The 12,148-nt window shown below is 38.5% G+C and carries 14 protein-coding genes; 9 read left to right on the top strand and 5 right to left on the bottom strand.

The features are described from left to right. The first annotated feature begins 121 nt into the window (after positions 1 to 121). The 5 genes from ABDZ91_RS07940 to ABDZ91_RS07920 all read left to right on the top strand — a co-directional run bounded on the left by ABDZ91_RS07940 (position 122) and on the right by ABDZ91_RS07920 (position 6,420). A complete protein-coding gene (locus ABDZ91_RS07940) occupies positions 122 to 1,534 on the top strand; it encodes an isochorismate synthase (RefSeq protein ID WP_343797908.1) in 1,413 nt (470 codons plus the stop codon). After that, positions 1,531 to 3,258 (top strand): 2-succinyl-5-enolpyruvyl-6-hydroxy-3-cyclohexene-1-carboxylic-acid synthase, encoded by a 1,728-nt coding sequence (gene menD, locus ABDZ91_RS07935; RefSeq protein WP_343797906.1) that lies wholly within the window; start codon positions 1,531 to 1,533, stop codon positions 3,256 to 3,258. Before ABDZ91_RS07940 ends, menD begins: the two co-directional genes overlap by 4 nt. Then, a complete protein-coding gene (gene menH / locus ABDZ91_RS07930) occupies positions 3,248 to 4,075 on the top strand; it encodes a 2-succinyl-6-hydroxy-2,4-cyclohexadiene-1-carboxylate synthase (protein WP_343797904.1) in 828 nt (275 codons plus the stop codon). Before menD ends, menH begins: the two co-directional genes overlap by 11 nt. Before the next feature lie 14 nt (positions 4,076 to 4,089). Beyond that, the gene (gene menB, locus ABDZ91_RS07925) at positions 4,090 to 4,911 is read left to right on the top strand and encodes a 1,4-dihydroxy-2-naphthoyl-CoA synthase (protein ID WP_343797902.1); all 822 of its coding nucleotides are present in this window, start codon (positions 4,090 to 4,092) and stop codon (positions 4,909 to 4,911) included. A 75-nt stretch (positions 4,912 to 4,986) separates the two neighbouring features. Further along, positions 4,987 to 6,420 (top strand): o-succinylbenzoate--CoA ligase, encoded by a 1,434-nt coding sequence (locus tag ABDZ91_RS07920; protein ID WP_343797900.1) that lies wholly within the window; start codon positions 4,987 to 4,989, stop codon positions 6,418 to 6,420. A 39-nt stretch (positions 6,421 to 6,459) separates the two neighbouring features. Here the strand turns inward: ABDZ91_RS07920 and ABDZ91_RS07915 are convergent, their stop codons facing one another. From ABDZ91_RS07915 to yidD, 4 genes are all read right to left on the bottom strand, one after another. Continuing rightward, positions 6,460 to 6,618: a DUF1540 domain-containing protein gene (locus ABDZ91_RS07915; RefSeq protein ID WP_343797898.1), complete on the bottom strand. Its 159-nt coding sequence runs from the start codon at positions 6,616 to 6,618 to the stop codon at positions 6,460 to 6,462. Between the two features lie 78 nt (positions 6,619 to 6,696). After that, positions 6,697 to 7,734, bottom strand: a complete 1,038-nt coding sequence (locus ABDZ91_RS07910) for a cytochrome d ubiquinol oxidase subunit II (RefSeq protein WP_343797896.1) — start codon at positions 7,732 to 7,734, stop codon at positions 6,697 to 6,699. A gap of 16 nt (positions 7,735 to 7,750) precedes the next feature. Further along, positions 7,751 to 9,112, bottom strand: coding sequence for a cytochrome ubiquinol oxidase subunit I (locus ABDZ91_RS07905; protein WP_343797894.1), 1,362 nt, complete (start codon positions 9,110 to 9,112; stop codon positions 7,751 to 7,753). A 77-nt stretch (positions 9,113 to 9,189) separates the two neighbouring features. After that, complete coding sequence (yidD, locus tag ABDZ91_RS07900) at positions 9,190 to 9,453, bottom strand: membrane protein insertion efficiency factor YidD (protein WP_425541808.1); 264 nt, start codon at positions 9,451 to 9,453, stop codon at positions 9,190 to 9,192. A 131-nt stretch (positions 9,454 to 9,584) separates the two neighbouring features. Here yidD and ABDZ91_RS07895 point away from each other — a divergent pair, with 131 nt between their 5' ends. Continuing rightward, positions 9,585 to 10,058: an S-ribosylhomocysteine lyase gene (locus ABDZ91_RS07895; protein WP_343797891.1), complete on the top strand. Its 474-nt coding sequence runs from the start codon at positions 9,585 to 9,587 to the stop codon at positions 10,056 to 10,058. Between the two features lie 32 nt (positions 10,059 to 10,090). On the opposite strand, the gene ytzI is transcribed toward ABDZ91_RS07895, so the two are convergent. Continuing rightward, the gene (ytzI, locus tag ABDZ91_RS07890; RefSeq protein ID WP_343797890.1) at positions 10,091 to 10,264 is read right to left on the bottom strand and encodes a YtzI protein; all 174 of its coding nucleotides are present in this window, start codon (positions 10,262 to 10,264) and stop codon (positions 10,091 to 10,093) included. A 109-nt stretch (positions 10,265 to 10,373) separates the two neighbouring features. On the opposite strand from ytzI, the gene ABDZ91_RS07885 reads away from it, so the two are divergent. From ABDZ91_RS07885 to ABDZ91_RS07875, 3 genes are all read left to right on the top strand, one after another. Next, a complete protein-coding gene (locus ABDZ91_RS07885; protein WP_343797888.1) occupies positions 10,374 to 10,814 on the top strand; it encodes a Dps family protein in 441 nt (146 codons plus the stop codon). Positions 10,815 to 11,177: 363 nt separating this feature from the next. Next, positions 11,178 to 11,627 (top strand): phage holin family protein, encoded by a 450-nt coding sequence (locus tag ABDZ91_RS07880; RefSeq protein WP_343797886.1) that lies wholly within the window; start codon positions 11,178 to 11,180, stop codon positions 11,625 to 11,627. A gap of 51 nt (positions 11,628 to 11,678) precedes the next feature. Next, positions 11,679 to 12,014, top strand: coding sequence for a hydrolase (locus tag ABDZ91_RS07875; protein WP_343797884.1), 336 nt, complete (start codon positions 11,679 to 11,681; stop codon positions 12,012 to 12,014). Positions 12,015 to 12,148: the final 134 nt, after the last annotated feature.

Raw genomic sequence — 12,148 nt, 5'->3', positions numbered from 1 at the left:
TTCTATTATTGGTAAAGGACGAAGTTTAAGGACCGAAACATGACATTTTTTAAAAAGTAATTTAAAATAAAGGTAACGATCTCTTAACAATGGTGTTTGTTTAAATGTAGGAGGATTTAAAATGGCTGTTGCCCAACCAACCATATTTACAGCTAAGGCTCATGACGCTATTCAGATGGCTAAACAAAAAAACGAGCCTTTTTTTGTGTCTGAAATCATTAAATTACATGATCTAGTTGATCCTAAATCATTTTATAGAGCAGGACAAGTTGCCTTCCAAGGAGAACGGTTCTATTGGAACAATGCCGATAAAACGATTCATCTTGTTGGTCTAGGAAATATATTTTCTATCCAGTCAGATGAAGGTCATGGCCGCTTTGCTGATGTAGAAAAAGAGTGGACCAAATTTAAAGGTCGAGTCATTGCCAATAGAGAGGAAAGCATAGAGGGAACTGGTCCTGTATTGTTTGGAGGCTTTTCATTCGACCCTAGAAAAAGGGAGGAAGGTATTTGGTCTAGCTTTCCGAACGCTCTATTTTTTGTTCCACAGTTTTTATTAACTATTGATGACAATCATGATGCTTATGTTTCGGTTACCTTTATGTGTACTCCTGATGATGATATATCTATTGCCACTAAAATTAGTAATCAACTTGATAAAGTCCTTGAAAATGCAAAAGTATCTATGAGCATTCAGATGCCATCATTGGTTTCTAATACCGAGGTGGCTCCGATAGAATGGAAAGATTCTGTAGCAGAAGCCATTAAAAGAATGCAAAATAAAGAACTTGAGAAAGTTGTATTGGCACGGACATTACAGTTAGATTATAAAAAACCTGTAGATGATAGCATGGTTATTACATCACTGGAACAGGAGCAAACAGATAGTTATATTTTCTCCTTTAATTGGGGAGAATCCAGCTTTGTAGGTGCAACTCCTGAAAGGTTAGTATTGAAAACAAACGGCCAGGCACGTTCAACTTGTTTAGCTGGGTCTATTGGAATTGGAGAAAACGAAGAAGAAACAAACACATTAGCTCATTGGCTATTACATGACGAAAAGAATACAGAAGAACATCAATATGTCGTTCAACATATATCTAATACCTTTGAAAAGTTGTGTGCGAAAGTAGAAGTTGATGAAAAACCTAGAGTGCTAAAAATGCGACATATTCAACATTTGTTTACTGGAGTAAAAGGAGAAGCACTCCATCACGTATCTTTACTTGATTTTGTAGAAAGTCTACACCCTACACCGGCACTGGGTGGAACACCAAGGAACAAAGCTTTACAACTCATACGCGATTTAGAACCATTGGACAGAGGATTTTATGCGGCCCCACTTGGCTGGTGTGATTTTGAGGATAATGGAGAGTTTGTAGTAGGTCTTCGCTCGGGGTTGATTCAAGGTAATATTGTGACCCTGTTTGCTGGTTGTGGAGTTGTAGCAAGTTCTGATCCTGAGAAAGAATTTGAAGAAACGAGCATTAAATTCAAGCCCATGTTAACAGCACTTGGAGGAATGGAAAATTGAATTGGAAAGCGGTTTTAACTCAGTATGTAAAAACAATCGTTGAAAGCTTATATCAGTCGGGACTTAGACATGTCGTTATAAGCCCAGGATCCCGTTCTACTCCACTTGCATACGTTTTTGCTGAACATCCGGATATTCAGACACATATTGCAATCGATGAACGTTCAGCAAGCTTTTACGCATTGGGGATGGCTAAGAAATCTAGCCATCCTGTTGCTTTGTTATGTACTTCTGGAACAGCTGCTGCAAACTATTATCCTGCAGTTATTGAAGCAAAATATGCCCGAGTGCCCCTAGTAGTTTTGACAGCTGATCGCCCACATGAGTTGAGAGAGGTAGGAGCACCACAAGCTATAGACCAGACTGATTTATATGGGAAGCATGTTAAATGGTCGGTGGACTTACCGCAACCTAATGACCGGGAAATAACGAATACTTACCTGCAAAAAACATGTCAAAAAGCATTTGTAGTGAGTCAGAAGGCACCAAAAGGTCCAGTACATTTAAATGTGCCATTACCTGAGCCGTTGATTCCTGAATTGCCGCTTGGATTTGCTAAAGTTCCAGCTTATTCACACTCAAATGTTGGAAGACTTTTTCCAACTGACGAAATGATCACTGAATTTATGAGCCTCTTAGAATCAGACAAAAAAGGGCTTATGGTAGTAGGCGAGCTTTCAGATCCGCAAGCACAAGGAAGAATACTTGAGCTATCTCAAAAGTTTCATCTACCTGTTCTAGCAGATCCATTGTCTCAACTTAGAAATCCACAGGCAGAAAGTAAGGGAACGGTCATTGAATCGTATGATACGTTCTTAAGGTTTAAAGAGAGACTAGAAGCGCTTAAACCAGATTATGTAATTAAAATTGGAGCAACTCCTGTTTCCAAGCCGTTAACACAGTTTCTACAGGCTTTAGGGGAAATCAGATATATTGTTATTGATGAGGGAGAGCATCGTGATCCCATTCATAGAGCAACAGATGCATGGGCAGTTAATGAGACCCTCTTATTAAGAGAAGTTTTACTCCTTGAATCAAAGGGGAATCAAAACGCTGATTGGCTGAAAAAATGGCAAACTCTTAATGAAAAAACAAAATCATTATTGGAACAAAAAAGCGAAATACTTCCTTGGAATGAAGGAAAAGCTGTCCAGTCCATCATTCGGAGTCTACCATCTGATTCTTTACTATTCGTTGGAAATAGTATGCCGATTCGAGATGTGGACACTTTTTTGCATAGCCAAGTTCAAAATTTACAAGTTCTTGCAAATAGAGGGACGAATGGGATTGATGGCGTAGTGTCATCAGCTTTAGGTGCAAGTACACTACATAACCAAAACTACTTGTTGATTGGTGATTTATCTTTTTACCATGATCTAAATGGCTTGTTAATTGCTCAAATGGAGGAAATTGATATCACTATATTTGTCCTAAATAATAACGGTGGTGGGATCTTCTCCTTCCTGCCTCAGTCCGAACAACCTTACCATTTTGAAAAACTATTCGGTACACCTGCTAATTTAACTTTTGAGCATGTTGTGAACATGTATAATGGCTACTACCAAAAGGTTCATAATGAAAGAGAATTGGAAGAAGCTCTTCAAATTGTTCATTCACAGGGTGGTTTAAAGGTTGTTGAAATTATGACAAATCGTGAGGAAAATGTCGTAATACATCGAGAATTGTGGAATAGTGTTTCCCAGGAAATGATAGATGATGAATAAACAATCCATTGAACTAAGCATCAGAGGTGTCCGCTACTACCTAGAGATGAGTGGAAAAGGGACACCATTATGGTTACTTCATGGTTTTACAGGCTCCACCAAGACCTGGGGAAATATAATTCCACTCTTATGTGAACACAGAAAGGTTATTTCCATTGACCTCATAGGGCATGGGAAAACGGAGTCTCCTCAGAACGTTGACCGGTATAAGATGGAGGAGCAGGTAAAGGACCTAGAAGAGATTCGAAAGGCTCTCGACCTACATTCTTTGGATCTATTAGGGTATTCGATGGGGGGGAGAGTTGCTCTTTCCTTTGCGATGACTTATAGAAAGCATGTACAAAAGCTAATACTAGAAAGTAGTTCACCTGGTTTAGAAAAAGAAGAAGAAAGAATCGCTAGAAAGCAAAGTGACAACAACTTATCAGAAAGAATAAAAAGAGATGGATTAGAGAGATTTGTTGATTATTGGCAAGACATCCCTCTATTTCAGTCTCAAAAAAGTTTACCTAAAGAAGTTCAGCAGAATATCCGTTCAGAACGATTACAGCAAAATCCAATTGGGCTAGCAAATAGTTTAGTTGGAATGGGAACGGGAAGCCAACCGTCCTGGTGGCAAGAGCTGAAAAAATTAGACATCCCTACATTACTTATAACAGGAACTTTAGATCATAAGTTCGTGAAAATTGCACAAGAGATGTTAAAAGTTCTACCTCATGCAGAACAAATTGATGTTTTTGGTGTAGGACATGCAATACATGTGGAAGAACCAGAAAAGTTTGTTAAAATAGTAAGGGAGTTTTTACTTTCTACATAAGAGGAGGATTCATGATGGCAAAGTTCGAATGGAAAGCTGAACGCCAATATGACGAAATTTTATATGAAACATATAACGGAATTGCGAAGATCACGATCAATCGTCCAGAAGTACGAAATGCGTTTACTCCTAAAACAGTAATGGAATTGATTGATGCATTTGCCTATGCACGTGATGATTCAAGTGTTGGGGCTATCATTTTAACAGGTGCAGGAGATCAAGCATTCTGTTCAGGTGGAGACCAAAAGGTAAGAGGTCATGGTGGTTATGTTGGGGAAGATGAAATTCCTAGACTTAATGTATTAGATCTACAAAGATTGATTCGTGTTATTCCTAAACCAGTTGTTGCGATGGTTGCTGGTTATGCAATTGGTGGGGGACATGTTTTACATGTTGTTTGTGACCTAACTATTGCTGCAGACAATGCTATTTTTGGACAAACTGGACCAAAAGTAGGAAGCTTTGATGCAGGATACGGTTCTGGTTATCTAGCAAGAATCGTAGGTCATAAGAAAGCAAAAGAAATTTGGTTCTTATGTCGCCAATATAATGCTCAAGAAGCATTAGATATGGGCTTAGTAAACACTGTTGTTCCATTAGAAAAACTAGAGGAAGAAACCGTTCAGTGGTGTGAAGAAATGTTAGAGAAGAGTCCAACAGCTCTTCGTTTCCTAAAGGCTGCATTTAATGCAGATACAGATGGACTAGCAGGTCTTCAACAAATGGCTGGAGACGCAACACTACTTTACTATACAACGGATGAAGCAAAAGAAGGTCGCGATGCTTTCAAAGAAAAAAGAAAGCCAGACTTTGGCCAATTCCCACGTTTTCCTTAATACGAAAGGTTACAAAAAGCTTAGCGATTGTTCGCTGAGCTTTTTCGCTATATCATCATTCAAGAAGGTGAAATCATGTCTACTGTAACACCAGTATGGGTTACTCAACGTGCCCAACTAACGCCCGACCGTATTGGATTGATTTTTGAGGGGCAATCTTATACGTTCCAGCAACTTTGGGAGCACTCAAATAAATGGGCGAGTTTTTTATACGAAAAAGGTGTTCGCAAAGGGCACCATGTTGGAATTTGTATGAAGAACGAACCGAGAATGGTTTTTATCATTCATGCTCTTCAGCTTTTAGGTGCAAAATCGATTCTTATAAATCGAAGACTAACGGCTGAGGAGATTTCTTGGCAAATTGAGAATTCTAAAACGACTTGCTTTGTTCATGATATTTCCAATTTAGAAGTGGACATTCTTACAATTGCCATACAAGAAGATACACAACCAAAGACAACGAGTAAAGCAGAGATAGTTGATGAATGTTCCTTAGATGATGTTTGCTCAGTTATGTATACTTCTGGTACTACGGGAAAACCAAAGGGTGTGTTACATACGTACGGAAACCATTGGTGGAGTGCAACAGGTTCTGCTTTAAACATGGGTCTTAGTCATGATGATGTGTGGTTGGCAGCGGTACCTTTATTTCACATCAGTGGGTACTCTATATTGATGAGAAGTGTGATATACGGGATTCCTGTCCTATTATATGAACGTTTTGATGAAGCTGAAATCAATGAGGAAATCATAAAAGGCAATGTTACCATTATCTCAGTTGTAGCAGCAATGCTGTCACGTCTGTTAGAAAACCTTAGTAGTAGAAGATACTCTGAGAAATTTCGCTGTATGCTTCTTGGAGGAGGACCAGCCCCTTACCCAATCCTTAAAGAATGTAAAGACAAACAAATACCGGTTTACCAAACCTATGGAATGACGGAAACAGCTTCTCAAATTGTTACGCTTTCTCCAGAATATGCCTTGAGTAAATTAGGTTCAGCTGGGAAACCTTTATTTCCATGTCAGGTTAGAATTGAACGCAAAGGTGACGAGCAGCACGGTGAAATTTTAGTCAAGGGACCGAATGTAACACATGGATATTGGGAGCGTCCCGATGCAAATACTGACTCCTATGTAGATGGGTGGTTTCGTACGGGAGATATCGGTTATTTAGATGAGGGTGGTTTTTTATATGTAATGGATAGGAGGTCGGATTTAATTATCTCTGGAGGTGAAAATATATATCCAGCAGAGGTTGAGTCCGTTCTATTATCACACCCTGCTGTTCGTGAAGCTGGGGTGGTAGGAAAAGAACATCCTCATTGGGGACAAGTACCTGTAGCCTTTATCGTTTTAAAAGAAGAGGTGAGAGTGGATCAAATGATAGAATGGGCCAAAACTAAACTCGCCTCTTACAAAGTCCCAAAGGAGATTATGGTGGTAGATACATTACCGAGAAATGCATCGAATAAGCTATTACGAAAAGAATTGAGAAAAAAGTTAAGGTAAAAAGAAAAACACGCAGTGAATCTGCGTGTTTTTGAATTTTTATAAATCTACAGGCTTAAAAGTTTTACAATCCGTTTCACGACTATGTTCTGCCTGTTTCCCAGTGTGAGAAACCACATATATTTCTTTGGCACCACATAAGTTACCGTGTTCCCAAAATTGACAGTTGTTCACTTCACATTTTACGTCTTTAGCCATAATGGTACACACTCCTTTTTAAGTGATACACCATTATTTTTCACTGACGGTCTGAGAACATACTCCCTCAAATATAGGCTATTCTTGTGTATTTTGGCTTGAATGTTTCAGATCACGCATGAAAAGCTTCCAGAAGTAGAAGAATCCAGGAAAAAGTATGGAAAATCCAACAATATAGGTAATAAACACGGCTTTAAAGGATGCTGGGTCGGTAAATCCAGATTCTACTGTGACCTCTGGATATACGATATAAGGAAGATGCGCTTTTCCATACACATAGCTCGCTAGTAAGTATTGGAGGATTATACTAATAACAGCAAGTCTTGGATATCCCTTGACGCCTTTTTTATCCGTTGGAACTAATAAAGCGAGTCCGGCGATGACGAAGCATGCTCCTGAGAAAACTAGAAGAAGGAAGTCTTCCATCATTTTCGTAAATATCCAATTAGCTTCTACTCTTAGTGTGATCATGATTACAAAGGCTGAAAAGAAAGAAGCAGGGCCGAGAAAGCTCGCATCTCGACGGTATACATCATAAGCAACCCATGCCCCGGCTTGCTTAGAATAGTCGGCAAGTAGAAGAGAAGATAAAAATAGAGAGCTAGTTACAGCAAATCCGAAAAACGCATAAAAGTTTGGACTTAGTAATAGTTCTGTAAGTTTTAACGATTGTGAACCCTCACTAAATTCTACAAATTGTCCGTGGGTAATGGGTAACACACTAATCAGTAATCCAGGTATTAAAATACCGCTTACCCCGGATATGTATGTTAGCATCTTTTCATATTCTTTTGCGATATGAGAGAAAACTAAAAATGCACTACGGATGGCTAATAGCATTAAAATAATACTTCCTGGTATTAGTAAAACAGTCCCTAACGTGTAAGCAGCTCCTGGGAAAAAACTAAACAAAGCAACAACAATAGCTACAATGAAAACATTGGTCACTTCCCAAGTTGGAGATAAGTATCGATTCGCAATAGTGGTTGCATTTGTTTTTTGTCGATTGATATAGATCATTGACCAGAAACCTGCACCGAAATCCATTGTAGCCATTACAGAATAAATAAAAACAAACCCCCACAAGACTGTAATGGCAATTAGTTCATCACTCATTTTAACTTCCCGCCCATCATGTTGATTCTGTTATTGTTTTCCTTTTCTTTATGGTTTGATTATTAATCTCGTCAATGACTGGATGCCTTCTAAAATAATAGGTAAGGACCAAGATAACAGCTAGACCTAAGATGACATAAATCAGGCAAAAGATAATAAATAATGCAGTAAAATCAACCGCTGTTGTCACTGAATCTGCAGTTGTTAATACCCGATAAATGGTCCAAGGCTGTCGTCCAGTACAAGCAAAAATCCAACCAAATTCAATCCCTAGTACAGCCAAGGGGCCACTAATAACAAATATCCACATAATCCATCTTGGGAATGTAGGCTTTTTTAATAATTTGTTCCATACAAACGAGAAGAGGGAAAGCCCTATGAGTAAAAAACCAATTCCCACCATAGCATTAAACAGGGTATGAACAAAAAGAGGTGGCCAATATTCTTCCGGATAATCGTTTAACCCTTTAACCTCCGTATCAAAACTGTTACCAGCTAAAAAACTAAGAGCCCACGGTATTTCAATCCCAAACTTTACTTCTTCTGTCTCACGATCAGTAAAGCCTCCAATAGCAAGAGGGGCATATTTTTGTGTTTCAAACAGTCCTTCTGCAGCAGCTAATTTTTCAGGCTGATATTCATGAAGCATTTGGGCAGATTCATGACCATTGATTCCAGTTAGAAAGGAAAATATTCCGCCAACTAATAATCCCATCATTAACGCTTTTCGATGGAAAACAAATTCACGTTCCTTATTTCGAGTCTTTAACATTTTAAATGCGGCAACAGATGCAATCACAAAAGCCCCTGTCATGTATGCTGTTAAGGTTACATGTGTGGCTGTCACAAAAAAGCTTGGATTAAAGAAGGCTTTCCAAGGGTTTACGTCGACAATTTCTCCATTCTCAATTCTAAAACCTGCTGGTGTTCCTTCCCAAGCATGTACATTTGTAATAAGAATAGCGGAAGCAACAGCACCTAATGCAACCATGGAAACACTAAAGATTCTCATCTTTGGAGATAAGCGATCATAAGCATAAACGTAGATAGACATAAATAAAGCTTCGATAAAGAAAGCATAAATCTCGATTTGGAAAGGAAGGGCCATAACCCTCCCGATGATTTCCATAAAACCTGGCCAAAGTAAGGATAGCTGTACTCCGGCAATTGTCCCAGAAGGAATCGCTATTCCTAGTAATACGGCTTGGGCTTTTGTCCATCTTTTGGCCATGATGGAATAATCTCTATCTTTTGTCCGTTGAAACAATAACTCTGAAATTAAAATCATGAGGGGAATTCCAACACCAAGGGTAGCAAATATAATATGAAAGGCCATTGTCGTTCCAAAGAGCGAACGAGCAATTACAAGATCATCCATGGGGTAGCTCTCCTTTAACTAATTAAATAAACCGAACTTATTATTAGCAAAGGAGGAAGAAATATACAGAAGTGGAATTACCTTTTTTTCTTAGAGAAAATACCTTTCCATTCTTCAGGAACTGGATCAATTCCACCTGGATGAAAGGGATGACATCTCAAAATTCTAGTAATGGTTAAGTAGCCACCTTTCATAAATCCATGTTTTTTAATAGCCTCAAGCCCGTAATGAGAACAAGTAGGGTAGAATCGGCATGTAGGTGGTTTAATCGGAGAGATAAATTTTTGATAAAAGCGAATAAAGCCAAGAGCAATATACTTCAATGGAATTCCTCTTCTCATAGTCATAATAGTTAATGTTAATATAGACATTCAGACTTTTGCAATTGGAAAACATATATCAAATTAAATGGATGAAATAAATCGGAATTTACGTTATGATGATTATAGAAATGAATGAAGGAGAGATTCGAATGCCATCAGTTGAAAGTTTTGAATTAGATCATAATGCTGTTCAAGCTCCTTACGTCCGCCACTGTGGAGTTCACAAAGTAGGTAGTGATGGAGTTGTTAATAAATTTGATATTCGTTTTTGCCAACCAAATAAGCAAGCAATGAAGCCAGATGCTATTCATACGTTAGAGCATTTACTTGCTTTTAATATTAGAAAACACGTAGAACAATACGATCATTTTGATATCATTGATGTTTCTCCAATGGGTTGCCAAACTGGTTTTTACTTAGTTGTGAGTGGAGAACCAACTGTGGAAGAGATTATCGATCTTTTAGAAGATACGATGAAAGATGTCGCTACGATCGAAGAAATTCCTGCTGCGAACGAGAAACAATGTGGTCAAGCTAAACTTCATGACCTTGCAGGAGCTAAGAAGCTTATTAACTTCTGGTTAACAAAATCCAAAGAAGAATTAAAGCAAGTTTTTGCATAAGAAAAAAGGCTCAACTTCACCGGTTGAGCCTTTTATTTATTTTGATTTTCATTTTCGTTCGAATTATCATTTGGATTCTTTACATACGGGTTATCGTCGATAGGATCCACCGTATGTTTATATTGGTATGCCTTTGAAGTAGTTAAGACAGCAAGAAGTAAAACGACAATCACTATAATGACAGAAATCACTAATACAGTATACATCCCAAAACCTCCCTGTACTAATACTACATGATTTGATGTCTTTTTTCACTAAGAATTGAGTGTTTGACTCCCTCCTAAACGGGTAATCTAATAATAGGAGGTTGATACAATGTCTCAAGAATTAACGAAGAATGTAAACCTGCATATAGCTAACTGGACAGTTCTGTATGTAAAGCTACATAATTACCATTGGCTTGTAAAAGGACCACAGTTCTTTACATTACATGAACTGTTTGAACAACTGTACAATGAAGCGCATCAGCATATTGATGATTTAGCAGAAAGGTTATTAGCACTTCAAGGCGAACCTGTTGCTACTATGAAAGAGGTACTTGAAATTGCAACAATCAATGAGGCAACAGGTACTGAATCAGCCTTACAAATGGTACAAGCTACCCAAACTGATTTTGAAACGATGATTGAAGAATTAAAAGCCGGGATGAACATAGCAGATGAGGTTGGAGATGAAACAACAGGTGACATGTTATTGTCTATTCACCAAAGCTTAGAGAAGCATGTTTGGATGTTACGGTCGTTCCAAGGAAAATAGAGAGTTTTACAAGGACCACTGGTGTATACCGGTGGTTTTTTGTTTGAAATGGTGAGAAGATTGTGCCCTGAGCAGGAGAAGATTGCATAAAGAGGGAACGCAAAGCGCCGGAACGTGCCCTGAGCAGGAGAAGATTGCATAAAGAGGGAACGCAAAGTGCCGGTTCGTGCCCTGAGACGAAATAGAGTGCAATAAAAGGAAACGTAATTGCTCAATTCCACCCCAATGCCCTTACAAAAAGAACCCCCCCTCTGTATTACATAAAAAACTATTTTCGCCTCATCAATGACGTTTAACGTTCCCCTCGCCTTCTACCAACATAAGATGTAATAGTACAAGTTATCTGTTGGAGGGAAGGGTACAATGGTAAAGTTCAAAAGCTTTATTATTCCCATGGTCTCCGTATTAGGTTCGGTTCTTTCCACTGTGTTTGGGGGCTGGAATCATTTGCTTATTTTACTCTTAGTAGCTGTTGTACTGGACTATATTTTAGGAGTGTTTATTGCTTTTATAACAGGAGCATTATCGAGTCGAATAGGCTGGAGAGGAATAGCCAAGAAAGTGTCAATCTTTGCATTAGTTTCTGTAGCGCATATAGCTGATGTTATACTCGGAGACAGTCAGATGATTCGAAATGCAACCATACTATTTTATCTTTGTAACGAATGCATATCCATCATAGAAAATGCATCTAAAGCAGGAGTTCCTATTCCAAAGTTCCTACTTAATGCTTTAGAAATCATTAGCCAAAAGCAAGAAGAGGCGATGGTTGAAAAAAATCATGAGAAGAAGGAAAAGGACAACCTTGAATAAAATAGGGGGAAATGTGGGAAAAGAAACATAAACGATTAAAGGGGCATCGATATGAACAACGAGAGGAAGACATACTATATTGATCTTGGTAGTGGAGAGATTTCGCAAAGTAAATCGGCTTCCACTTGGAATTATCAAATTGAAGCAAACAATGAGGAAGTAACGAAGCTACGTGAATATTTTGATGCCATGCAATCTGCAAATTGGCAAGGCTTCATGCGTGCCCATGTTCCATATGTTCAATATCATTATGACAGAGAAAATGACGCCAATGATCATCTTCTTAAAGAAGTGTATCAAATGATTCACGATTTAGGAGATGAGGATGCTAAACAACATATTGAGGCAATGGGAGTATTAAATCCTGACCATAATATTGAACCATAAAAAAAGAGCCATCTTAATGATGGCTCTTATCTTTGTGCGCCCAGCATGGGTGCAATCTATAGGGTGCAAGTCCCGAACTGTGAAGGCAGAAGTAGCAGTAGCTTAACGCAAGGGTGTCCGTGGTGACGCGGAAT

This window comes from Bacillus carboniphilus, from assembly GCF_039522365.1.
Lineage (GTDB): Bacteria > Bacillota > Bacilli > Bacillales > JC228 > Bacillus_BF > Bacillus_BF carboniphilus.
Note: the sequence above shows the minus strand (reverse complement) of the source record. Positions and strands in the feature narration are given on the sequence as shown.